This window comes from Vibrio sp. B1REV9 (genome assembly GCF_905175395.2).
Lineage (GTDB): Bacteria > Pseudomonadota > Gammaproteobacteria > Enterobacterales > Vibrionaceae > Vibrio > Vibrio alfacsensis.
In genome coordinates this window covers 1,682,272-1,706,056 of sequence record NZ_HG992745.1, presented here as the reverse complement: position 1 = coordinate 1,706,056, position 23,785 = coordinate 1,682,272, and the positions used below count along the sequence as shown (strand labels likewise).

At 44.1% G+C, this 23,785-nt stretch carries 19 protein-coding genes and 1 pseudogene; 9 read left to right on the top strand and 11 right to left on the bottom strand.

The genetic code is table 11. The annotated features are described in order from the left end of the window. Nucleotides 1–199: 199 nt before the first annotated feature. Entirely contained in the window at nucleotides 200–1,630 is a 1,431-nt protein-coding gene (locus KHN78_RS13370) for a sodium-dependent transporter (protein WP_211916394.1), read from the bottom strand. Between the two features lie 373 nt (nucleotides 1,631–2,003). Here KHN78_RS13370 and cls point away from each other — a divergent pair, with 373 nt between their 5' ends. Next, nucleotides 2,004–3,458 (top strand): cardiolipin synthase, encoded by a 1,455-nt coding sequence (gene cls / locus KHN78_RS13365; RefSeq protein WP_211916393.1) that lies wholly within the window; start codon nucleotides 2,004–2,006, stop codon nucleotides 3,456–3,458. 186 nt (nucleotides 3,459–3,644) lie between these two features. Further along, nucleotides 3,645–4,850 carry a cystathionine beta-lyase gene (locus KHN78_RS13360; RefSeq protein WP_211916392.1) on the top strand — a complete coding sequence of 402 codons (1,206 nt, stop codon included), beginning with the start codon at nucleotides 3,645–3,647 and terminating at the stop codon, nucleotides 4,848–4,850. 59 nt (nucleotides 4,851–4,909) lie between these two features. Here KHN78_RS13360 and KHN78_RS13355 read toward each other — a convergent pair whose 3' ends face one another. From KHN78_RS13355 to pspA, 7 genes are all read right to left on the bottom strand, one after another. After that, complete coding sequence (locus KHN78_RS13355; protein WP_211916391.1) at nucleotides 4,910–5,446, bottom strand: DNA-3-methyladenine glycosylase I; 537 nt, start codon at nucleotides 5,444–5,446, stop codon at nucleotides 4,910–4,912. Between the two features lie 96 nt (nucleotides 5,447–5,542). Then, nucleotides 5,543–8,647, bottom strand: coding sequence for an efflux RND transporter permease subunit VmeI (gene vmeI, locus KHN78_RS13350; protein WP_211916390.1), 3,105 nt, complete (start codon nucleotides 8,645–8,647; stop codon nucleotides 5,543–5,545). Next, nucleotides 8,644–9,729, bottom strand: coding sequence for an efflux RND transporter periplasmic adaptor subunit (locus tag KHN78_RS13345; protein WP_211916389.1), 1,086 nt, complete (start codon nucleotides 9,727–9,729; stop codon nucleotides 8,644–8,646). The genes vmeI and KHN78_RS13345 overlap by 4 nt, the downstream gene beginning before the upstream one ends. Before the next feature lies 1 nt (nucleotide 9,730). Next, nucleotides 9,731–10,762: an efflux RND transporter periplasmic adaptor subunit gene (locus KHN78_RS13340; RefSeq protein WP_211916388.1), complete on the bottom strand. Its 1,032-nt coding sequence runs from the start codon at nucleotides 10,760–10,762 to the stop codon at nucleotides 9,731–9,733. 208 nt (nucleotides 10,763–10,970) lie between these two features. Then, nucleotides 10,971–11,360 carry an envelope stress response membrane protein PspC gene (gene pspC, locus KHN78_RS13335; protein ID WP_211916387.1) on the bottom strand — a complete coding sequence of 130 codons (390 nt, stop codon included), beginning with the start codon at nucleotides 11,358–11,360 and terminating at the stop codon, nucleotides 10,971–10,973. Then, entirely contained in the window at nucleotides 11,353–11,586 is a 234-nt protein-coding gene (gene pspB, locus KHN78_RS13330; RefSeq protein ID WP_211916386.1) for an envelope stress response membrane protein PspB, read from the bottom strand. Before pspB ends, pspC begins: the two co-directional genes overlap by 8 nt. A gap of 14 nt (nucleotides 11,587–11,600) precedes the next feature. Next, nucleotides 11,601–12,272, bottom strand: a complete 672-nt coding sequence (pspA, locus tag KHN78_RS13325) for a phage shock protein PspA (RefSeq protein WP_128810658.1) — start codon at nucleotides 12,270–12,272, stop codon at nucleotides 11,601–11,603. A 229-nt stretch (nucleotides 12,273–12,501) separates the two neighbouring features. Between pspA and pspF the strand changes: the two genes are divergently transcribed. The 6 genes and pseudogenes from pspF (at nucleotide 12,502) to KHN78_RS13295 (ending at nucleotide 18,942) form a co-directional block, all read left to right on the top strand. Then, on the top strand, nucleotides 12,502–13,512 hold the full coding sequence (gene pspF, locus KHN78_RS13320; protein ID WP_211916385.1) for a phage shock protein operon transcriptional activator: 1,011 nt from the start codon (nucleotides 12,502–12,504) through the stop codon (nucleotides 13,510–13,512). Between the two features lie 198 nt (nucleotides 13,513–13,710). Then, nucleotides 13,711–15,332, top strand: a pseudogene (locus tag KHN78_RS13315) (ABC transporter substrate-binding protein). After that, the gene (locus KHN78_RS13310; RefSeq protein WP_211916384.1) at nucleotides 15,332–16,294 is read left to right on the top strand and encodes an ABC transporter permease; all 963 of its coding nucleotides are present in this window, start codon (nucleotides 15,332–15,334) and stop codon (nucleotides 16,292–16,294) included. Before KHN78_RS13315 ends, KHN78_RS13310 begins: the two are co-directional and overlap by 1 nt. Further along, complete coding sequence (gene sapC / locus KHN78_RS13305) at nucleotides 16,281–17,168, top strand: putrescine export ABC transporter permease SapC (RefSeq protein ID WP_211916383.1); 888 nt, start codon at nucleotides 16,281–16,283, stop codon at nucleotides 17,166–17,168. Before KHN78_RS13310 ends, sapC begins: the two co-directional genes overlap by 14 nt. Then, nucleotides 17,168–18,163, top strand: coding sequence for an oligopeptide/dipeptide ABC transporter ATP-binding protein (locus tag KHN78_RS13300; protein WP_128810654.1), 996 nt, complete (start codon nucleotides 17,168–17,170; stop codon nucleotides 18,161–18,163). Before sapC ends, KHN78_RS13300 begins: the two co-directional genes overlap by 1 nt. Next, entirely contained in the window at nucleotides 18,160–18,942 is a 783-nt protein-coding gene (locus KHN78_RS13295) for an ATP-binding cassette domain-containing protein (RefSeq protein WP_128810653.1), read from the top strand. Before KHN78_RS13300 ends, KHN78_RS13295 begins: the two co-directional genes overlap by 4 nt. Before the next feature lie 165 nt (nucleotides 18,943–19,107). On the opposite strand, the gene KHN78_RS13290 is transcribed toward KHN78_RS13295, so the two are convergent. Together KHN78_RS13290 and KHN78_RS13285 are read right to left on the bottom strand one after the other, a co-directional pair. Next, nucleotides 19,108–19,497: a DUF2750 domain-containing protein gene (locus KHN78_RS13290; protein ID WP_211916382.1), complete on the bottom strand. Its 390-nt coding sequence runs from the start codon at nucleotides 19,495–19,497 to the stop codon at nucleotides 19,108–19,110. A 75-nt stretch (nucleotides 19,498–19,572) separates the two neighbouring features. Beyond that, on the bottom strand, nucleotides 19,573–20,478 hold the full coding sequence (locus KHN78_RS13285; RefSeq protein ID WP_211916381.1) for a manganese-dependent inorganic pyrophosphatase: 906 nt from the start codon (nucleotides 20,476–20,478) through the stop codon (nucleotides 19,573–19,575). A gap of 207 nt (nucleotides 20,479–20,685) precedes the next feature. Here KHN78_RS13285 and KHN78_RS13280 point away from each other — a divergent pair, with 207 nt between their 5' ends. Next, complete coding sequence (locus KHN78_RS13280; RefSeq protein WP_211916380.1) at nucleotides 20,686–21,900, top strand: putative manganese transporter; 1,215 nt, start codon at nucleotides 20,686–20,688, stop codon at nucleotides 21,898–21,900. 71 nt (nucleotides 21,901–21,971) lie between these two features. Here KHN78_RS13280 and KHN78_RS13275 read toward each other — a convergent pair whose 3' ends face one another. Next, nucleotides 21,972–23,711, bottom strand: a complete 1,740-nt coding sequence (locus KHN78_RS13275) for a glycoside hydrolase family 36 protein (protein WP_211916379.1) — start codon at nucleotides 23,709–23,711, stop codon at nucleotides 21,972–21,974. Nucleotides 23,712–23,785: the final 74 nt, after the last annotated feature.

Sequence of the window (23,785 nt, the reverse complement as noted above, 5' to 3'; positions counted from 1 at the left end):
TATACACGCATATTCAATAAGGCTATCGGTTAATAAGCTTACATGTTTAGTACATTTTTTTGTGATCTATAGCTCAATGCGAGTGAGTTCACATTATTAACATACATTTAGCACGATTATTCTTAAATCTATAAATTTCAAAAAAAAGCAGGAGCCATTTAGACTCCTGCTTATCATTTGGAACGGTTTTTTTAATTGGTTATAACTTCTTAGAGAAGATGCCAGCCAATGCAATAATCACGATGCCTAGGACCATGATTTCGCCCTTACCACTATCGAAACCAGATTTAATACCCATGACCGCAACGACAGCGATAGCGACAGGAATGATGTACTTAACTAGGTTGTACCATAAGCCAAACAGAGGGAAAGATACTTCACCATCGTTGGTGATTTCTTTCTCTAGATCTGCACGGTTTAGACGCCAGCCTGCAAAAATACATACCAACATACCACCAACTGCTAGGAAGATTTTATCCGTCAACAAATCGAAGATATCAAACGCGCCAGTGCCAAAGAGTGTTGGACCAACGCCACCAAGTGATAGTGATGCAAATACACACAGTGTGGCCATTACAACGCTTGCTGATATTACTGCGGTTGAACGCTTCAAACCTTTTTCATCAATTAGATAAGAAACCACCACTTCCAATAGAGATACTGAAGAAGTCAGTGCGGCTACTGTTAAACCAACAAAGAACATCAGAGCAAATAGCAGCCCAATGACACCGCCCATTTCAGCAAACAGCTGAGGCACGACAACAAACACGAGACCAGGGCCTGCTGCAGGCTCCATGCCAAATGCGAACATTGCTGGGAACATGGCAACACCGGCAAGGATTGCAACGCCCGTGTCCATAGCTGTAACCATACCTGTGGTTTGTACAAGGTTTTCTTTCTTCTTCAAGTAAGAGCCGTAAGTCAACATACAACCCATACCCAAACTCAATGAGAAGAATGCTTGACCAAGCGCAGCTAAAACAACACTGCTGTCTACTTTAGAGAAATCAGGCATGAACAAGAATTCTAGACCTGCCATTGCCCCCGGAAGCATAAGCCCTTTCACTGATACAACGATCAAGATAAGGAACAATAAAGGCATTAAGATCTTGCCTGCTTTCTCAATACCACCAGAAATACCTTTCATCACGATAACGATATTAAGAAATAGGTAAATACCCATCCACATCAGTGGTTGTAGCGGGTTAGAAATAAAACTGCCGAAGCTATCACCAATTGCTTCTGGTGCGCTTAATAGGCCACCACCCACTTTAAAGATGTATGCAAGTGCCCAACCACCAACGACTGGATAAAAACCCATAATCAGTAGGCCACTAAGAACACCCATAACGCCAGTAAATGTCCAACGTCGATCAGTAGACTTAAATGCGCCTACTGCTGATAGACCTGTCTTTCGGCCAATAGCGAACTCTGTCAACATTACGCTAAAGCCAATAAAAATAACGAAAATAAGATAGATGGCAACAAACGCTCCACCACCACTCTCACCTGCTGTGTAAGGAAACTTCCATATATTGCCCAAACCGACAGCGGAACCCGCTGCTGCCATAACGAAGCCTAGTTTAGACCCCCACGTATCACGTGGTGCTGCTGTATTAGTTGTAGCCACGCTTTTTCTCCAAAAACTATTGTTGTGTGTGCATGCAGGTAGGCGTCTAAAATATGTGCGTGTAAATTTAAATATACACTTTATAAGATGTTTAAGTGACGCTCTACATATGGTCAGTAAAACAGTTTCAATTTAAAATTGGAAGCCCCATTTAGCACATTTATCGAACAAATGTAGCAAAATTCACTCTAAATGCTGCTTTAATATCCAATCGTTAACATATCTTCTAGTTATTTACCTTTCCATAACACAAGCTACCGCTATTGATTCACATTGGCAACACAAAAGTTCCGTTTTCCCACTGTATGAAAATAGTTTCCAGATCCGTCATTTACGCTTAATATCCATATTGGACCAACAATCTTGAGCGTATATGGACAAGTTCTATCATTTTCTAACTTTAACTGGCATCGGCCTATATTGGTTTTTAGTTGCTGGTGTCACTATTCGTGTCGTTTTAAAACGCCGGGCGGTCAGTGTTTCTCTGGCTTGGTTAATGATCATCTATATTCTTCCAGTCTTAGGTGTTGCGTGCTATTTCTTGTTTGGGGAGCTAAATCTAGGTCGCAAGCGTGCAGAGCGAGCAAAGGTGATGTTCAAACCTTTTCAACAATGGTTCACTCAGCTCAACGATTGCAATGCCCACACCCCTGAATCGATGGGACGCCATATCTACCGAATCGATGAACTCTGCAATAACCGCCTTGGGCTGCCAGCATTAAGTGGTAACACGCTGTCACTGCAGCAATCGCCAAATGAGATCCTGCACTCAATTATTGAAGATATCGAAAATGCGCAACACAGTATTCGGATGGTTTTCTATATTTGGCACCCAGGTGGATTAGCAGACTCTGTTGCATCGGCATTGATTCAAGCATCTAAACGCGGTGTCGATGTTAAATTGCTCTTGGACTCTGCGGGCAGTCCACGCTTCTTCCGCAGTCCTTGGTACAAAATGATGAAAGATGCGGGCATCGATGTTGTCCAAGCATTAGAAGTAAAAATGTGGCGTATGTTTTTGCGTCGTTTAGACCTAAGACAACACAGAAAAATTATCGTCATAGACGATGAGATTGCCTATACCGGCTCCATGAATCTAGTCGACCCAGCTTTCTTCAAACAAAACAGTGGTGTTGGCCAATGGATTGACATTATGGTGCGCCTAACAGGGCCTACTGTGAACGTGCTAAGTGCAATCCATTGCTGGGATTGGGAGGTTGAGACCGGGGAACGTCAGTTACCTAAGCACCCTGAATGTCGTATTGATGCACATGAGTTTCAACATCCGATTCAGGTGGTGCCATCTGGGCCTGGGATGCCAGAGTACCTTATATATCAAGTGTTAACCTTAGCGATTAACCAAGCCAATCGGTCTGTGAGAATAACAACGCCCTACTTTGTTCCTAGTACGGATTTGCTTGAAACACTCAAGATGACCGCACAACGTGGCATTGACGTTGAACTGATCATACCTCACAAAAATGATTCAATGATGGTTCAATGGGCTTCTCGTGCGTTTTACAGCGAATTGATGGTCGCAGGTGTGAAGATTTACGAGTTCTACGGTGGACTATTGCATACAAAATCAGTGGTGATTGATGACCAGTTTTGCCTTGTTGGCACCGTAAATATGGACATGCGAAGTCTATGGTTGAACTTTGAAGTCACGCTTGCCGTTGACGATGAAGAGTTCACCAAACAAATGTCGTGGCTACAGGATACTTATATCAAGCAGTCACATACTGTCGATCCAGAAACATGGGAAAAGCGTAGTATTTTTTCTCGTTTCTTAGAGCGTGTTTTCTACCTGTTTAATCCATTGCTTTAGACCCTTTCACACCCCTGCGATGATTTAAAAGCCGACAGCCTTAAACTGTCGGTTTTCTTTTTCTAACCAATTTACACTCCGTTATGCTCTGATGAGTCACTTGGATCCGACTTTTCCCTTGCAAAGCACATCTGCTCCATGTTTTAAATAATAAAAATGATTACGTGAATTACACAGGGAATATCTATGTCAGAGGGCAAAAAGACGCGGTTGATTACTGCTGGGCGTGACAAAAAGTGGACCAATGGTGTGGTAAACCCACCAGTACAACGCGCTTCTACCGTGGTATTTAATACTGTAGCCGAGAAGAATCAAGCAACGATCCATCGCACTAACAAAACGTTATTTTATGGACGTCGAGGCACGAATACGCATTTTGCTTTTCAAGATGCCATGGTTCAAGTTGAGGGTGGTGCGGGCTGTGCGTTATACCCATGTGGCACCGCTGCTATTTCCAATGCCATTCTTTCTTTCGTCGAAACTGGCGATCATATTTTGATGGTGGATACTTGTTACGAACCAACTCGCGATTTCTGTAACACCATCATGAAAAAGATGGGCATAGAAACAACGTATTTTGATCCTCTTATTGGCAAAGATATCTGCGACCTTATCCAACCAAATACCAAGATTATCTTTTTAGAGTCTCCAGGCTCTATCACCATGGAAGTGATGGATGTTCCTACCATCGCACACATTGCTCACGAGCGAGATATCATCGTTATGCTAGACAACACTTGGGGCGCGGGCGTTCACTTCTCTCCTTTTGAACACGGCGTTGATATTTCAATCCAAGCCGCGACCAAATATATCGTTGGACATTCAGATGTGATGTTAGGTACGGCGGTTGCCTCAGAGAAATACTGGGATCAGTTGCGTGAACAAAGTTATCTAATGGGCCAGTGTGTCTCACCAGATGACGCCTACCTTGGTCTACGCGGTATTCGCACTTTAGACGTGCGCTTACGCCAACATGCTGAAAATAGCTTAAAAGTCGCAAATTGGCTTGCTCGTCGTCCCGAAGTTGATCACGTTCGTCACCCTGAACTCGAAACCTGTCCGGGGCATGAATTTTTTAAGCGTGATTTTACAGGAGGCAACGGCCTGTTCTCTTTCGTCCTAAAATCTTCATACCCAAAAGCAACCACTGCACTACTTGATGGCATGAAGCACTTTAGTATGGGATATTCATGGGGTGGTTTTGAAAGTTTGATTCTCGCTAACGAACCAAAAAGCTTTAACAGCCTACGTACGGTTGCACACCCAAACTTCGATGGAACACTAATACGTTTGCATGTTGGTTTAGAAGATGTTGAGGACTTAATTGCCGATCTTGAGGCAGGATTTACACGATACAATGCGTTGATTCTAGAAAAAGAAGCTTCCCTCTAATTTCTCCTACTTCTTTACTAAATGAACGGTAACCGCGCCCTCAACAAGAGGGCGCATCACTAATCGCTTACTTTCTTTGGACAGCCAACAATGTGGTCATCGACCATGCCGACTGCTTGCATAAACGCATAGCAAATGGTTTCGCCGACAAACTTAAAGCCTTTCTTTTTGAGGAATTTACTCATCGCTTTGGACTGTTCTGTCGATACTGGGACTTGGCTCATGTCAGTCCAGTGGTTCACTATCGGTTTTCCATCGACAAATTGCCACAGAGCCGCAGAAAGGCTGCCGTATTCTTCTCTCAACTGCTTTGCCGCTTTGGCGTTGCTAAACACCGAGTTAATTTTCCCTCGATGTTTAACCACATCAAAGTTTTCCACAATGTATTCCGCTCGCTCCTCATTACGTTGAACTAACTTGTCCAAGTCATAGTCTTCGAACGCTTGACGATAGCCATCGCGCTTTTTAAGAATCGTGATCCAACTTAATCCTGCCTGTGCCCCTTCAAGCGTAATAAATTCAAACAGAATCGTATCGTCATAAACGGGAACACCCCATTCTGCATCATGATATTCACGTTCGAGAGGGTGATTCATCGCCCAAGCACACGTTTTTTTGTTCCATATATCATCCTTACAAAAGCGCCTCTGGTGATGAACCAGAGGCGCGTTAAACTCGATTAAACTCAATCGTTATTTGGGTACGGCTACCTTGTGGAATAGGCGATACAGAACTGGTACAACGACAAGTGTCAGAACCGTCGCAAAACCTAAACCAAACATAATCGTAACGGCCATTGGTTTAAAGAAGATATCCGGTAGAAGTGGGATCATGCCAAGAATGGTTGTGATCGCTGCCATACAAACTGGTCGCACACGACTTACTGCTGCATCAACAACCGCATCATAAGCCTCTTTACCCGACTTCATTTCAATCTCTATTTGGTCTAGTAGCACGATGCCGTTTTTCAGCACCATACCGGACAAACTGAGGAAACCAAGTAATGCCATAAATCCAAACGGCGTATTAAGTACCAACAATCCGGTTGTCACACCAATCAATGCAAGCGGTACCGTGAGCCAAACGATCAATGGTTCTTTGATCGAGTTAAACAAGAACACTGTGATCAAGAACATGAACAAGTATCCCATTGGCATTGTCGTGAAGAGTGATTCTTTCGCGTCACCAGAAGATTCATACTCCCCACCCCATTCCAATGCATAGCCAGGTGGTAGTTCAATCGCTTCAATTTGTGGCTGCAAACGTGCTTGCAATGTCGCAGCGGTTTCTTCCCCTAGTAAGTCTGGATCTGCCATTACCGTTAGCATGCGTTTACGATTTTTACGAACGATGATTGGGTCTTCCCAACGCATGTCATATCCCATCGTAACTTGCTGTAGCGGAATAAACTCACTTTGAGCCGGACTCCAAATCTTCATCCCCTCAATATTCCGAATATCAATGCGTTCATCCTCAGGCAGACGAGCAACAATAGGCATTAAGGTGGTTCCGTCACGGTAGAGGCCAATGTTCATACCAGAGAAAGACATCGATAAGAAATCATCAACATCTGATTTCGTAATCCCGTAACGACGTGCTTGGCTCTCATTAAATTGAGGTTCTAGCACCTGAGTCCGCTCTCGCCAATCATGACGAACGTTAGTCGCGTTTGGGTCTGCGTACATAATATCCATAACTTGAGCTGCAATAGTACGAAGCACCGTAGGATCAGAACCAATAATGCGCGCTTCAATCTTCGCACCACCACCAGGGCCTAATTCAATTTGCTTAAGCTTGTAATTAATCTCTGGATAGTTCGCTTTAAGGTGTGCTCTAAAACGATCCATCAATGGCGCTAGCGCTTCATAATTATCAACACGTGTTGTGATCTCACCATAAGCTGCGTAGCTTTTTTCTGGTGCGTACGTCAACATAAACCGCTGTAAACCTTTACCTGCGGTCGTCGTAATGTGGTCAACGTGATCTTGTTCAGCCAACCAGCCTTCTAGCTCTTTTAGCTTATCGTTTGTTGCACGGATATCAGTGCCTTCCGGCAACCAGACATCTAACTGGAAAATCGGTGTTGTTGATGATGGAAAGAATGCTTGTTTCACGTGAGTAAAACCATACAAACTTGCGGCAAGCCCACCAATCAATACAACAACAGTAAACCATGCACGACGCATACAAAATTCTAAGAATTTCTTGTACATCACAAACACGATACCGTTATACGGATCGTTTTCTTCCCCCTCGCCAGCTTTGATTTTTTGCCCTTTAAAGAAGATATCAGCAAAGAATGGCGTAAGAGAGATCGCGGTAAACCAACTTAGCATGAGTGAGATAAGCAGTACGGTAAACAAAGTGCCACAGTATTCACCGGTAGAGTCTTCAGAAAGACCAATCGGGGCAAATGCCGTTACGGCAATGACCGTTGCACCCAATAGTGGCCATTTAGTTTGGGTCACGATATCGGTCGCAGCTTGAAGCCTTGTTCGCCCTTTCTGAGTTCCAATGAGTATCCCTTCAACCACCACAATGGCGTTATCCACCAGCATACCAAGCGCAATAACCAACGCTCCCAATGAAATGCGTTGCAAATCTATGGCCAGATATTTCATGAAAATGAAAGTACCCAAAACGGTCAGCAGAAGAATAAGGCCGATCAATAGACCAGAACGAAGCCCCATGAAGAACAGCAGTACGATGATTACGATGCCAACCGCTTGCGCTAAGCTGATTACAAAGCCACTGACTGATTTATCAACTTCTTTGGGTTGGCTATAAATTTCAGAGATTTGAACGCCAACGGGTTGTTGGTACTTAAGCTCGGCAAGTCGACGGTCAAAGGCTTTTCCAACTTCAACAACGTTCACTCCTTGTGAGAATGACACACCAACATTAAGCGCCAAACTGCCATTAAAGTTAATGATGTTTGTTGGTACTTCTACATACCCTCGCTTGATCGTCGCAACGTCTTTCAAAAAGATGAGACCTTGTGCGCCGGATTCGGTGATCAACAAATCGCCTAACTCATCAACACTTTGAAATTCGCCCGTCGGTTGAATACGAATATACTCATCACCAATACGAATTGCCCCTGCATCTGACACGACATTTTGCGTTGATAAAAGGTTAAATACCGTAGTCGGAGACAAACCTAGGCTGCTGAGTTTTTTCATAGAAATTTCTATAAAAACTTGCTCTTGCTGCTGGCCAGAAACCGACACTTTGCTAACACCATCTACAAGCTCCAACTCACGTCGTAAATAATCAACATAATCCAAGAGCTCTTTGTAGCTGTATCCATCACCCGTGACCGCAAGCAAAATGCCATAAACATCGCCAAAATCATCGATTACGGATGGGTCGTTCACACCTGGAGGTAGAGTACCTTTGAGATCATTAACTTTTCTTCGCAATTCATCCCAAATTTGCGGCAGATCATCTGGACCATAGTTGTTTTTCATCGTGACCGTGATTTGAGATAAACCACGACTAGAAATCGAGTTAACTTCATCCACATATGTCAGTTGCTGAATCGCTTTTTCTATTGGATACGTCACCTCTTCTTCGACTTGTTGAGGCGTAGCACCGGGATACGACGTTACCACCATCGCATCTTTGATTGTAAAAGCAGGGTCTTCTAAACGACCTAAACCAAAGAATGCCGCAACACCACCAATCAAAAATATTAACGAAACCATCCAACTGATGACGCGGTTTCGGATGAAATACGCCGCAATACCCGTTACGTTTTCATCATTCTGAGGCGCACTATTATTTTGTTCGCTCATTGACGTGCCTCCTGCTTCACTACTTCCACTGTAATGCCATCTCTCAGCCGAGAGACACCAGCAATAACGACTTTATCGTCAAGATCTAAACCATCTAAAATTTGAACCGACGTTTTTGATGCTTTACCTGCCACAACCCGTTTACGAGTAACGGTGTTATCTTCATTCAATACCCAAACAAATTTGTTTTCTCGGCCAAGCTCATCGCCATCAGCGTTAAAAATCGCTTCAATTGGAACATCGATTCCAGAGTTAAGCTCCAAACCAACGTTTTCATCTTTCGAGGTCACATCAACGGCCATACCGTCAAGAATGTATTCTTCTTCTGGCATTGGCAGTGATAGTGTCACCGTGAAAGTACCCGTATTAGGATCCGGCTCGGTCGTAAACTCTTTAATACTGGCATCGTATTCATTCCCACTTGGTACGCGAACAACCGCATTAATGGATGTCAAACGTTCTTCTGTTGGTGGCTGGTTTACATAGAGTCGATCAGGCAGTTGTATCAGTACTTCGACACGATTCACACTATGTATATTCACAATATATTGACCCACTTGAACATTCTCAAACTGATCCGCGTTCACACGTGAGATAATGCCGTCAACCGGAGCTTTTAAACTGGTAAATGAAAGACGCAATTTTGCTAATTCCAACTCCGCAAGCGCGATTTGTCGTTGAGCGGCGATTTCATCAAATTGTGACTTTGCCAATAGCCCTTTTTTAACCAAGGGTGCCGAACGACGATATTGGCTATCGACCACAGAAAATCGAGCCGATGCATTGTCTACATCTAATTGATAATCTGATGGGTCAAGAGTAGCGATTACATCGCCTTTACTGACCTTATCACCTTCCCTAACAAGTACGCGGCTTATCTCGCCAGCAACGCGAAAACTCAGGTGTGAACGATCGGCAGCGTTCGCAATCGCAGGAAAATATAAGTTGTCATCAACGCGCAGCCCTTCTAATGAAGCAACACGAACACGGGGAATCTCTACTTCTCTTTCTGGGCCTTTTTCACTACAGCCTGCAAGTAACACGGCAGAGCAAAGCGTGGTTAAAGCGATAATTCCTTTCATACTATAATCCTCGCTCCTTAACCCACTCACGAACCTTAATACCCGGCTCGATGACATTAACACCAGAGATGATGATTTGGTCTCCATCCTCTAACCCTTTTTCAACTTGCTGTTTGTCATTCAATGTCACTGAGACTTTTTCAACAATGCCTTGGTCATTAACGCGCCACACGTACGTTTTTCCATCCTCTTCGAATAACGCGGAATCTGGAATTTTTGTTGCACCAGCGCTTGAAGAAACCAAGTGGGCATTACCGGACATGCCTGGCAATATCCCTACATTCTCAGGACGCTCCATCACCATGGTCACTTTATAACTGCCGGTTTTCGGGTCAGCTTCGGTGTCAATTTCTTGGAAAGTAAGTTCAAACGACTGTTCAGGAAAGGCATCAAACGTCATCGTAGCGGAAGCATCCGCCCCCTGAGTAAAACGTCTTAGCAAATGATCGGGCAATTGAAATATCACTCTCATGACCTGATTGGTCTGAATATTCATAACGCCAGCTTTGGCCGCGACATATTCATGGTTTTCTGCCGGGAGGTACGAAATGGTGCCATCGTATGGGGCAACCAGTTTGGTGTATCTTAAGTTTGCTTTCGCTTGATTCCATTGCGCTTTAGCAGAGTTATGATTTGCCTTTGCCGCATCAAAGTCTTGTTCGGAGACCACTTGCTCTTTACGCAACTTTTTTGCTCGTTCGTATTGAACATCAGCAAGGGTATAGTTCGCTCGAGCTTGTTTTTCTAACAGAGAATACTCATCAGGATTGAGTACCGCGAGCACATCGCCTTTTTTCACGACTTGCCCAGCATTGACTTCGATTGATTGAAGCAACCCAGGGACTCGAAATGCCAAAACGGCTCTATCCCCTGCTTCGGTTGTCGCAGGAAAATTACGCTCAAACTGAGCATTACCAACGGAGACGGTGAAAAGTTTAGCGGGCCGAGATTCAGGCTCAGGTACGGGAGGCAGTTCTTTACCACAACCAGAAAGAACCGACATAACAGCAATTGTAATGAGCGCTTTTCTCATGTGAATCCATCCATTTATTCTACATTACCTTTAAAGTAGATGAATTCCAGCCATTCTTCTAGCGCTTTTTTCTGCATTTTTGCTTTAAAATGAGCACTTTGTGATATGCCAAGCCATATTTTATGCCCAGTTTTTAAACAATGCTAATAACCCGGTTCGATACGAAAAAGCGGACTGATGCCCGCTTTTAAAAATACTCAATAATGGATTAGAGCTTGTTAAACTCTCGGTTAACTCGATATGCATCCGACGTAACATACGCTTCCATTCCTCGTATCTTTGCGTCGAGCTTATCGAAATCACCCTCTAGAACACTCAATAATTGATCTGGGCTTTGTCCTTTCTGCCAAGGCTTGCTCTTCAACGTATGTTCTTGCTGCGACTTGATATTTTCTGAGTATGTCATTGGCTGCTTTTCAAGCATAAATGCCAGTGCGACATAGGCCAATAACACCAAAAATGTCCCACCAAGTAACGCTGCTGAAATCACGACAATACGAATCAACCAAACTTCCGCGCCAAAATAGTTTGCGATTCCGGCACACACGCCGGAAATTTTGCCATTTTGCGGATCACGATACAGTTCTCGTTTATTCATATTTTCGTCTCCACGTTGGGGATTCTGCATCTAGGATACGCTCCAAGGTTTCAACTCGAGACTGCATCGCTTCTGCTTTTTCAGATAGCACCTGAAGACGCTCTAGATCTTGGCTCGACAGTGCACTACCTGCTTTGCGTTTGCTGCGATAGTGTAAGAAGAGCCATAGTGGAGCGACAAAGATTAAAAAGACAATCAATGGTCCAGTAATAATAAATGTCGACATAAATGGCTCCTTTCTTATTTATCTTTTGATGACATCTGTTCTTTCAGCTTTGCCAACTCTTTTTCAATTTCATCTTGTGCTTGTAGCTCAGCAAACTCTTGATCTAGCGATTTAGCATTACCTGTTTTCGCATAAATGTCAGCTTCTGCTTCCATCTCATCAATCTTACGAGAGTATTGCTCAAACTTTGCCATCGCTTCGTTAGTGCGTCCGGCATGAAGCTGTTTTTGTACATCACGACGGTTTGAAGCGGTTTGGTTACGAATTGCGAGTGCTTGCTGTTTCGCACGTGTCTCTGTAATTTTGGCTTCTAGCTTACCAATTTCACCCGTCAATTTCTCGATGGTTTCTTCTACAAGAGTTTGCTCAGTGTGCAAGCCTTTGATTACGTGCTCAAGTTTTTGCTTCTCAATAAGCGCAGCACGAGCTAAATCTTCACGCTCCTTAACTAATGCTAAGCTGGCTTTCTGACCCCATTCGGTGATTTGGTCTTCTAGCGCTTCTACTTTGCGAGCAAGCTCTTTTTTGTCAGCAATTGCTTTCGCCGAGTTAGTTCGAACCTCGACTAATGTGTCTTCCATTTCTTGAATGATAAGACGGATCATTTTTTCAGGATCCTCTGCCTTGTCTAGTAATGCGCTGATGTTTGAATTAACGATATCTGCAAAACGAGAAAAAATACCCATAACGGAACTCCTCTTTTTCCTATTTAAACTCGACAAGGTGATTTACCTTGTGTCTCCCTTATAGCTATAACAAGTAACGTGCCAACTTTTATTATCTTTCATAAACAAAAGGTTAGCGAGTTCATTGTTGTTTCTCAACATTATGCTATGATGGTTTTTACCAACTGTTGGTAAATTTCACCAACTTCAATACTGTAAATTGTCGACATACAGAAACAAGAAGGATCTTATGAAGCAAAACCTCATTGGTGAATCACCCGCTTTTCTCGCGGTATTAGATAAAGTATCACAACTCGCGCCAATTGAGCGACCAGTACTCATTATCGGAGAACGAGGAACGGGTAAAGAGCTAATTGCACAACGTTTACACTATTTATCAAAGCGTTGGGATAAGCCACTCCTTTCATTAAACTGTGCCACGTTAAGCGAGGGCTTAATTGATTCAGAACTGTTTGGACATGAATCAGGATCATTTACAGGGTCCAAAGGCAAGCACAAAGGTCGCTTCGAACGTGCTGAGGGTGGCACTTTATTTCTGGATGAATTAGCCACAGCCCCACTGCTAGTGCAAGAAAAACTGCTACGAGTGATCGAGTACGGTGAATATGAACGAGTCGGTGGTCATACCGCCCTAACGGCAGATGTTCGTTTAGTATGTGCAACCAATGCAGATTTGCCTCAATTGGCCAAACAAGGAGACTTTCGTGCCGATTTGCTCGATCGTTTAGCTTTCGATGTCATTATGCTTCCACCGTTACGCGAGAGAAAAGAAGACATCCTTTCTTTAGCTCAACACTACGCAATAAAAATGTGCCGTGAGCTACAATTGGAATACTTTGTCGGCTTTACAGAAGAAGCACAGCAATCATTACTTGATTACCATTGGCCAGGAAACGTACGTGAACTTAAGAACGTGATCGAGCGTGCTATCTATCGTCACGGATTAGACGCCGATCCTATTCACCACCTTGTTTTTAATCCATTTGAAGCCGGATGGGATAATTCACTTGGTCATTCATCCAACCAAACCGAACCTGACCAGACAGAAACCGAGCGACACGAACACATTAAATTTCCATTAGACTATAAACAATGGCAAGAAGAACAGGACATTAAGCTGTTAAACTCTGCATTAGAAGAGGCAAAATTTAACCAAAGACAAGCCGCCGATTTGCTTGGTTTAAGTTACCATCAATTAAGAGGGATGGTGAGAAAGTATGGTTTAGTTGGCCAAAATTAAGCACAGCACATCAAGATAAATAACCAAACTATCGGTGCATTTAACATCCAAGCGCGTCTAGGTTGAGGTAATACTCTGCATTGTAACGATTTTATGTTTGGAGCGTGTTCACAAAGGTGATAAATTAGCGGGATCATTTTCGCTTGTCACTCTTTTGAACGATCAAAAGAAACAAGCAAGATCCAATGACCATTCCATATGATGAAAGCTTTTTTAAGACTATCGCTAGGCCTACTCGGTATCGGCTTACTCACCGCCTGCGGTGAAGACATAGACCATCAAGACGTTCGTGAAAATCGATTTGTTTTTTGTGGGCATGGTAAACCAAGTACGTTTAATCCTCAGCTCGTAGACAGCGGCATTACAGCAGAAGCACTGAGTCCTCAGTTGTATGACACGCTACTCACCCTCAATCCTGAATCTCATCAACCCGTTGCTAGCATTGCTGAAAGCTGGACTGTGAATGATGCTGGTACTGAGTACACTTTTAAAATTAAGGACGGCGTTTCGTTCCAGACCACTCCTTGGTTCACCCCTACTCGTCCACTCAATGCACAAGATGTTGTGTTCAGCTTTAAGCGAATCATTGATGTAAACCATCCGTATCACGATATCGGTGGTGGTTTTTATCCATGGTTTGCCGGTTTGGACTTCCAAAATCTGGTGCAGGATGTGATTGCACTTGATGATCAAACCGTGAAGTTCGTTCTTTCTCAGCCAAACTTTGCATTTCTGGCCAATATTGCCACTAGCCACGCGGTTATTTTATCTAAAGAATATGGTAATGAGTTAATTACTCATGACGAAAAGGCTTTAATTGACCAGTTTCCTATTGGTTCTGGACCGTTTCAACTCAAAGAATATCAACCAAATGATTTGATCCGTTTAGAGCGTCATCCGGCCTATTGGAACACACAAGCAAAAATGAAACAGGTTGTCTTCGATATCTCTCATCGAGGCACTGGCACCTTAGCTAAGTTGCTAAGAATGAGTGTGACGTTCTGGCATCACCTATTTCTAGCCAGATCCCGATTATTCAAGAGAGTGAGCAGCTTGAGATTGATGCTACACCTGCAAATAATGTCTCATTTATCGCCATCAATACCGATCACCCTGCGCTAAGTGATGTGCGTGTTCGCCAAGCCTTGAATTTAGCTATCAACCGCCAAAATATCCTCGATTCGGTTTATTACGGAACCGGTACGCAAGCCTATACTCTCTTACCTCCGAACTCTTGGGCTTACCAAAAAGACAGTGTAAAAATTCGCTATGACAGGAACTATGCGATCGCCTTGTTGCGAGAAGCTGGATTTGAAAAAGGATTGAACCTAACGATGTGGGTTCCTCTAGAGCCGCGCGCCTTTGACCCAAGCCCGCGCAAAACCGCTGAATTGATTCAAGCAAGCTTCGCTGATATTGGGGTGAAGCTTGAGATTTTAACTAATGACCGTTTTGACCGAACTCAACTCGACTCTATCAACAGTATCGACTTATTACTGACGGGGTGGATTGGCGATACCGGCGATCCCGACAATTTCTTCAGACCGCTTCTTTCTTGTGAATCTGAACGTGTTGGTTTGAATGTATCCATGTGGTGTAACGAAGATTTCGATTTCTTGCTTGATCTTGCTTTAGAGACTCAAGAGCCTCGCTATCGCTTAAATTTGTATCGCCAAGCTCAAAACATTCTTAATGAGGAATTTCCTGTTATTCCATTAGCCCATGGCGTTCAATTTCGTGTGCATAATAAGTCACTGACCGGTTTTAAATCTAGCCCGTTCAACGCGCAACCATTTGATAACGTTGAGAGAATTCACTGATGTTTTGGTACACTATTCGACGCTTTAATTTATTTTTCATCACCTTGATGATTCTCACTTTAGTGGGCTTCTCACTACTGCGTTTAGATCCTACGTCTCACTGGGCCAACGTGGAATTTTGGTCTGGCTGGCAAAGCTATTTGGTTGAACTATCCACGTTAAACTTTGGCTTAACCAAAAGTGGCATTCCTATTTACGATGAACTGGCCGTTGTCTTTCCGGCTACGCTCGAGTTGTGCTTTTTTGCATTTTTAGTGTCGCTACTTATTGGTATCCCCCTTGGGACAATTGCAGGCATGAAGCAAGGGAAATGGTTAGATACCAGCATTTCTTTTATTTCAATGTCTGGCTACTCTGCGCCGATCTTCTGGGTAGCATTAATGCTGATCATGGTATTTTCACTGCAATATCATGTATTTCCCGTTGCTGGCCGCTATGACTTGCTTTATGAAATCGATCACGTGACAGGCTTTGCCATCATCGATGCTTTTTTGTCTAAAGGTGAATATCGCGCACATGCCTTACAAAGTGTTATCGAGCACATGATTTTACCGTGTTTGGTATTGGCTCTCACACCAACGACACAAGTCATTGGCCTTATGCGCGCATCGGTTGCTGAAGTCATGAGCCAAAACTACATTCGTGCGGCACGCATCAAAGGTTTATCTAATCGAGAAATCGTGACTCAACATGTACTTCGTAACGCGATACCTCCAATCATTCCAAAGGTAGGGGTGCAACTCTCGAGCATGATTACGCTTGCGATCATCACTGAATCAATTTTCAACTGGCCAGGCATAGGTCGTTGGCTATTAGATGCACTTGGAAATCAAGATTATGCATCTATTCAAGCGGGTGTCATGGTATTGGCAACCCTTGTTCTAACCGCCAATATCTTCTCAGATTTGATTGGTGCCATGATTAACCCTCTGGTGAGAAAGGAATGGTATGCTAACAGATAACATTTACCAGGAAGAGCGCATTCCAACGCAGTTTGAGCGGTTTTGGCGCAGTTTTCGTGCCAATAGCTTAGCGATGTTTGGGCTATGGTGCCTTGGTCTGATCATTATCGTCACGCTGTTAGCGCCGGTTTTAACACCCTATGACCCACAAGCACAGTCAGGTGAACTACTTGTGCCGCCATCATGGGCGCCTGCAGGCAGTGTTGACTATTTCTTAGGGACAGATGATCTTGGGCGAGATATTCTCTCTCGTTTAATCTCAGGGTCTCAACTTACGTTTGGTGCCGCCGTTATCATTACAGCAATCTCTGCTCTAATAGGTTGCTTCATTGGTGTCCTCGCAGGAATGACGAAAGGGCTGCTTTCAAGTACCCTAAACCACCTACTCGACACCGTTATGGCTATTCCGTCTTTGTTACTGGCCATCATTTTTGTTGCCTTTCTTGGCTTTGGCGAATTCAACATTTTGCTTGCTATCTGTCTTGCGCTTATCCCACGCTTTATTCGTTCTGTTTACATTGCGGTGCATACAGAAGTCGAAAAAGACTACATCATGGCTGCCCGCCTCGATGGGGCGAATGACTTCTACTTGCTGTGGAATTCTATTCTGCCAAATGTGCTAACCGTTGTGGCGGCTGAGATTACTCTCGCTCTGTCTGTAGCGATTTTAGATATTACTGCCCTTGGTTTCTTAGGTTTAGGAGCTCAAGCACCAAGTACCGAATGGGGCGCGATTCTCGGTGATTCCGTAGAGTTGATATACATTGCACCTTGGACCGTGACTTTGCCCGGCCTTACCATTATGTTCACTGTTGTTGTTCTAAACTTAGTGGGTGAAGGTGTACGCCAAGCACTCAATGCGGGGATCGAATAATGCCGTTATTAGATATTCGACATTTGACCATTGAAATTGAAACACCATCAGGATTGGTTAAAGCAGTAGACCGGATGAGTATTACTCTAAACGAGGGGGAGATCCGTGGCCTCGTGGGTGAATCTGGATCAGGTAAGAGCTTAGTTGCAAAAGCCATTGTGGGCGTATGTAAGGACAACTGGAAAGTAACCGCAGACCGAATGCGCCTTGGTAACATTGACTTACTGCAGCTAACGCCAAAAGAACGCCGCCGCGTGATAGCTCGTGATATCGCGATGATATTCCAAGAACCCTCTACCTGTTTAGATCCATCAGAAGAAGTTGGTAGACAGCTGATCGAGTCGATTCCATCACGCTCTTTTGAAGGGAAATGGTGGGAGCGCTTTAAATGGCGTAAGAAGCAGGCAATCGCCCTGCTCCACAAAGTCGGGATTAAAGATCACAAACGCTTAATGGGGAGTTACCCATACGAGCTGACTGATGGTGAATGTCAAAAAGTCATGATCGCGATGGCGATTGCAACCAAGCCAAAAATCTTGATTGCCGATGAACCGACTAACGATCTTGACCCGATTACACAGTCACAAATACTGCGTTTATTAAGTCGTATGAACCAGATCAATAACACCACCATCGTGTTGATTGGACACGACTTGACCACCATTACCCAATGGGCAAATCGAATCACGGTAATGTATTGTGGACAGTCAGTAGAATCCGCTGATACTGCGAAAATTGTCGCAGCGCCAAAGCACCCATATACTGCTGCGCTACTTCAAGCGATGCCTGACTTCAATGATTGGATTCCGCACAAGCAAAAATTACATTCGCTTCCAGGGTCAATTCCCCCGTTGCAACACTTACCTATTGGATGTCGATTAGGGCCTCGCTGTCCCTACGCTCAAAGGCAGTGTGTCGAAATACCGCATACAAGACGAATTAAAAACCATAAATTCAGCTGCCACTTCCCATTGAACACGGAGAAACATTCATGAGTGCGCTACTAGAAGTCGATAACCTATCGAAGCAGTTTGTTACGCGCTCAGGCTTGTTTAAACGAAAAGTAAAAGAAGCGGTCAAGCCGGTTAGCTTTACACTCGAGCCCGGCCAAACTATCGGTTTTATTGGCCAAAATGGCTCAGGTAAGTCTACCTTAGCCCGCATGTTAGCTGGTGTGGTTGAACCAAGTTCCGGTGAAATTCGTGTAAATGGCGAGCGACTTGAACACAAAGATTATTCAACTCGTTGTAAGTTGATTCGTATGATCTTTCAAGATCCGAATACTTCGCTGAACCCTCGTATTCAAATTGGCCGTATTTTAGAGGGACCTCTAAAGCGAAATACAAACATGCCACCCGATGCACGAATGAAACGCGTAAAAGATACATTACTACGTGTCGGTTTATTGCCAGAGCATGCCTACTTCTATCCACAGATGCTTGCTGCCGGTCAAAAACAGCGTGTGTGCCTTGCTCGTGCGTTAATTCTACAGCCTTCTATCATCGTGGCCGATGAGGCTTTAAACGGTCTAGACATGGCAATGCGCTCGCAGATCATCAACTTGTTCTTAGAACTCCAAGAAGAGATGGGCTTGTCTTTTGTTTACGTGTCTCAGCATATCGGAATTGTAAAGCACATAACGGATAAGGTAATGGTGATGCATGAGGGCGAGGTCGTAGAATCTGGAGATACGAACCAAGTGCTGACCAATCCACAGCATGCTATTACGCAGCGATTAGTAGAGAGTCATTTTTATAAGGCACCAAACCACTAATGTTCGAAGCGTTAGGTTCATAAGCGACTAAACTCTTAGCTCTTAGCTCTTAGCTCTTAGCTGATAAAATCATAAGTCTGAACAAATACGACGAATTTTCGAAATGAAAAAGCCTGCTATCTGAAGCAGGCTTTAATTTTTTCGATTGAGCATAGTGAGCTGTAATTAACGACGGCTTACTTGTTTACGCAGTTCGAAATCAAACTCATCTGGAAACAAAACCACACCCTCTTCATTCTGGTTTGGGAAAACCACAACAGACAACTCATCGTCCTCTAGGCCTGACGTCCAGCGACTGTGCCATTTGTTCAAAGAGATTGCTTCCGGCTCACACTCTTCCCAGTCACCCGTCGCCCATTGCTGTGCGAATTCCTCATTTGGCCATACTGGAACACAGTCGTCATCTTCGGTGTTTAGCATAACACAGCCGTGTTCATCTTTTAGAATCCACACTTTGTTATTCGCTACGATCTCTTTTACACAGTATTTCAAACGCTGTTCTTCATTGTAGCGGTTGATCGTGTCCATTTGCTCTTGGGTTAATGTTTCAGACATGTTTGTCTCCTGTTTCCCATAGAAAAATGCCCACCTGATGGCGGGCATTTACAGTATATGCTCGTAATGCAGAAATTACGCAAGCTCAGTTTGAAGCCAAGGCCAGCCTTGCTTCTTACGGCTTAGTGTATTTTCCATCATTAGCATGCCATCTTGCTCATGCTTAACAAGTTTCTCAGCCCACTCACCTTTGTAAAGAAGACGAGTTTGCGCTGTAGTGATGTCGGTTAGCATAACTGCAGCAAATGCTAGGTTGTCGTTCGCACAACGAGCTTCTAGATCCGCTTCTAGTGCTTCGATCATACCGTCAACTTGCTCTAGAGTTGCAAGTTCAACCTGACCTACTACTACATCACGACCGTTGAATGGGTAACCTTTAAGGTCTTTTTCAACAAGTTCAGCTGCAGATAGACCTTCGATGTTTGTCTTAGCGATTAGAAGATCTTTAGTAAATGCGTCAACATCTTGTACATCTGCGATTGTTGCTAGCTCAGCTACTGCATCTTTGTCCTTTTGAGTACAAGTTGGAGAAGCGAAACCTACTGTGTCAGAAAGAATCGCTGACATCATTAGCTTAGCGATTTGAGGCTTGATCTCGTGACCTTCAATCTTGAACATGTTGAACAGCACTGTGTTAGTACAACCAACAGGCCAGATCCATGCTTCCATTGGGTTTACTGTCATCACGTCACCTAGACGGTGGTGGTCAACAATTCCAGCAACTTCTGCTTCAGCAATGTCGTCAGGTGCTTGCGCTAGATCTGAGTAGTCTACTAGCCAAACAGTTTCACCCGCTACTGAAGTGCGAAGTTCAGGAACTTCTGCGCCAGCAACATCAAGGATGTGCTTGGTTTCGCGGTTGATTTCGCCTTGGCGGATTGGCATTGCTTCAACGCCACGCGCCTTTAGAAGTTCAGTTGCAACTAGTGCACTACAAATGCTGTCACTGTCTGGGTTCTTATGACCTACAACTAGAATCATGTTTCTTCCTATTCAAGTCAATTTGATACGCTTCCGAATGAGGTGAATTTCGTATTGAATGACACCTTGGAAACGAGTTTGCTCACAAAGGCCGATACTTTACCTGATTTGAGATAAATTGACACGCAGAAAAGTGGTTATCGAGTATTGCGAATAATTCTCAATTACATACAATGAGAATTATTCCCATTTGCATTTGAGCCATCTATGAACATGACCACGATTCTTAACTCAGCGCATCAGTTTCTGCAGCCCACTCAGTTTCGTCTGGCTTATAGACGGTTATTATTGCCTATCGCACTGCTCGCACTCTTAGTAAATGAAACGACGAGAACGATCACCGTCGCTACCCTATCTGATTCTTTCTGGGCGGTTTCTTGTTATGTTGCTGCAACACTGGCTATCTACCATTACCTTGCGAACTTCATGTCGAAGAGCAATCGATTGACCACGCTCTATCACCGTTCACGTAATCATCAGGTTTTGTTTGCTGCACTCCTTGGCGCACTACCCGGTTGCGGCGGGGCGATCGTTGTCTCTACTCAATTTATCAGTAGCCGTGTCGGTTTTGGGGCGATTGTCGCAGTGTTGACCTCCACAATGGGTGATGCGGCTTTCCTTTTACTTGCCGCTAAACCGGCAACAGGGTTGGGTGTGATTGGATTAGGCGTTGTCGTTGGTGCAATATCTGGATGGGTCGTTAATGCATTGCATGCCGATGATTTTTTGCGTCCAAAACAAAAAGAAGAACCAACTCAGGCTCCATGTTGCAATAGCCACGGGGATACACATACCCCAATGGAACAAAGCGCTATCAACCTCCAAGGTACATTCTGGAAATGGCTACTCATACCTGCGAGCATCATTGCCGTACTAGGTTCGTTCCAAGTAGATTTGAACCCACTGTTGGGACTGAAAGAAAACAACATAGAATGGCTAGGGGCAATATTTGCTGTCGTCGCAATGTTTTTATGGGCGATGACTAAAGATTTGGGTGATTACCAATCAACAGTATCAGAAGACGATAAAATCATAAGCTCTCATCCCATTCAAAAAGCAGCGCAAGACACCAACTTTGTGAGCGCTTGGGTTATTTTGGCATTTTTAGGCTTTGAGTTAACAACTTATTTCTCTGGCTTAAATTTTGAGCTCGCGTTCTCTGGCTGGGGAATTTGGATGCCACTTATTGGTTTGGCTGTCGGTCTGCTACCCGGCTGTGGTCCACAAATTTTAGTCACCAGTTTGTACCTTTCGGGTGCAGTGCCGATGTCTGCTCAATTATCCAATGCAATTTCTAATGATGGTGACGCCCTCTTCCCTGTCATCGCAATGGCTCCAAAAGCAGCAGTCATTGCAACTATCTATTCAGCAGTACCAGCACTGATTGTCGGCTATGGTTACTTCTTCCTATTTGAACACTGATATTTAAATTGAATCGCGTTCGGATACAAAAAGAGCCTCGATAGAGGCTCTTCAATTTTCCATTACACAAATTATGCGGTGACAATCGCTTTCGCATTGAGCCCTTTATCTAAGCTAACAAGCAACAGCTGGCACGGGTCTTGGTTGAGTTTTTCTCCGGTCCAGTAGTCATACCAATCTGTTGGTTGATCAGCTGTCAGCGTGAACTCTGTCGCATCATCATTGGCAAAATTAAACAAACAGTGCAGATCATTTTTGTTCGTCAAAGACAGAAATGCATGGTTGAGACTAAGCGCTGTAAATTTTGCTGCCGCTTGATTTCTGTGCTGACGAAGCATTAACTTCGACAACGTTTTACTCGCAAATGGTGTTATTTCAGGCAAAGGGTCGCCAGAGAGAAGCAAACCACCACAAGCAAGCAACACATTGCGATGGAACTGATAATCTTCACGCGACGCTGCTTGGTTCGGTAACGAAGTAAACGTCGCGCAGTCTGGGTCGATCTGCCATAAATTGCGATGCTGCCAACTGCGGAAGAATGTTTCTTTCGCGATCTGTTCAAAGCGATGGCTATGACGTTCCACATCATCCGAAACACGCATGGCATCGACTAAACCCAACGATGGCCACATTGGAGCATTACAGCCTAGCAGCCACGCATCTCCTGCGCCTTTAGCTATCGCTTCCATACCCATTCTATAGGCTTCAACACCGGTAATACCCGATTGGCTGCGCTTGCCTTTTAGCGTGCCCCAGTAGTTGGCATCTAGTTTGAATAGCTCGACACCCCAATCTTGACGCATGACACTAACAACATGGGCTAAATGATCTTGTACTTCAGGGTTGGAAGTATCGAGAATGTACCAAGGTGTGCATCGCCATCCTCCATAAGTCACATCTTCGGCTTTCAACAAACTTCCGTCTTCATGACGTACGAACCACTCTGGGTGTTTTTTGAAGATCTCAGATTCTGGTTGTGCAATAAAAGGTGCCATCCAAATAGCAGGTTTTTTCCCTTTAGCACGAATGTTATGAATCAGCTCTTTCACGCCACCAGAGAATTTGTCTGACGGAGTAAGCCAATCCCCCATGAACGCTTGGTAACCGTCATCAAGAAGTACCCATTCTAAATCTGATAGCTTATCTTGCATGCACTCAACATTCTCGAGAATGTTATCTTCGGTGACTTCCGCATAGTATGCGTACCATGAACACCAACCAATAGGAGCATCTTTAAGAACACCACTACGCGCAGGATGATGCTCTGCAATCATCTCGCTGTATTGCTTATAAAGATCAGACAAAGAGTCACCGCGCAGGACCGTTACCGATTCAAGTGTATTGTGCACCCAATCCGAAACTTGAGTTTCTTCGCCATCAATAGAAGCAGATAGAAGCCAATGCTCCCCATGCTGAACGACGTCAAAATAGCCAGCAAAACGACGACAAGAAGTAAATCCAAATAAGGTATAACCTGAGGAATCTTCGATCACCAAATAGTTGTAGTAACGCTTCGGGCTGTTTTCAGGATAGATTCGATACGATGGGTTATTGTCCGGACAGCGGCCAATATCGACCGGTTGAGAAATAGTCCCGGAGGTTTGAGCAAGCATTTGAAAACCATCACCAATTACGGTCGCCCCTTGCTCATATAAAAAAGGCATTTCAAAAAGGACTTCACGATCAGTAAATGTTTTGTTATGTACCCCTGCAAACGAAAAATGCACTTGATTGCTAACGATCTCAAATTGAAGATCGTTATCACGCACTGAGAGTTCAGTGTGATTGGCCAGTTGAATGATTTGAGCCATTGAGAACCTACTCACTTGATTATTTTTGTATTGTCTCTCCTATTATCGTTTGCTTCTCTCTCCCAATTCGTTAT

Excerpts from the sequence above, each read along its gene's own strand:
- cls (WP_211916393.1), top strand. The coding sequence starts at position 2,004 with ATGGACAAGTTCTATCATTTTCTAACTTTAACTGGCATCGGCCTATAT.
- KHN78_RS13360 (WP_211916392.1), top strand. The coding sequence starts at position 3,645 with ATGTCAGAGGGCAAAAAGACGCGGTTGATTACTGCTGGGCGTGACAAA.
- KHN78_RS13355 (WP_211916391.1), bottom strand. The coding sequence starts at position 5,446 with ATGAATCACCCTCTCGAACGTGAATATCATGATGCAGAATGGGGTGTT.
- vmeI (WP_211916390.1), bottom strand. The coding sequence starts at position 8,647 with ATGAGCGAACAAAATAATAGTGCGCCTCAGAATGATGAAAACGTAACG.
- KHN78_RS13345 (WP_211916389.1), bottom strand. The coding sequence starts at position 9,729 with ATGAAAGGAATTATCGCTTTAACCACGCTTTGCTCTGCCGTGTTACTT.
- KHN78_RS13340 (WP_211916388.1), bottom strand. The coding sequence starts at position 10,762 with ATGAGAAAAGCGCTCATTACAATTGCTGTTATGTCGGTTCTTTCTGGT.
- pspC (WP_211916387.1), bottom strand. The coding sequence starts at position 11,360 with ATGAATAAACGAGAACTGTATCGTGATCCGCAAAATGGCAAAATTTCC.
- pspB (WP_211916386.1), bottom strand. The coding sequence starts at position 11,586 with ATGTCGACATTTATTATTACTGGACCATTGATTGTCTTTTTAATCTTT.
- pspA (WP_128810658.1), bottom strand. The coding sequence starts at position 12,272 with ATGGGTATTTTTTCTCGTTTTGCAGATATCGTTAATTCAAACATCAGC.
- pspF (WP_211916385.1), top strand. The coding sequence starts at position 12,502 with ATGAAGCAAAACCTCATTGGTGAATCACCCGCTTTTCTCGCGGTATTA.
- KHN78_RS13310 (WP_211916384.1), top strand. The coding sequence starts at position 15,332 with ATGTTTTGGTACACTATTCGACGCTTTAATTTATTTTTCATCACCTTG.
- sapC (WP_211916383.1), top strand. The coding sequence starts at position 16,281 with ATGCTAACAGATAACATTTACCAGGAAGAGCGCATTCCAACGCAGTTT.
- KHN78_RS13300 (WP_128810654.1), top strand. The coding sequence starts at position 17,168 with ATGCCGTTATTAGATATTCGACATTTGACCATTGAAATTGAAACACCA.
- KHN78_RS13295 (WP_128810653.1), top strand. The coding sequence starts at position 18,160 with ATGAGTGCGCTACTAGAAGTCGATAACCTATCGAAGCAGTTTGTTACG.
- KHN78_RS13290 (WP_211916382.1), bottom strand. The coding sequence starts at position 19,497 with ATGTCTGAAACATTAACCCAAGAGCAAATGGACACGATCAACCGCTAC.
- KHN78_RS13285 (WP_211916381.1), bottom strand. The coding sequence starts at position 20,478 with ATGATTCTAGTTGTAGGTCATAAGAACCCAGACAGTGACAGCATTTGT.
- KHN78_RS13280 (WP_211916380.1), top strand. The coding sequence starts at position 20,686 with ATGAACATGACCACGATTCTTAACTCAGCGCATCAGTTTCTGCAGCCC.
- KHN78_RS13275 (WP_211916379.1), bottom strand. The coding sequence starts at position 23,711 with ATGGCTCAAATCATTCAACTGGCCAATCACACTGAACTCTCAGTGCGT.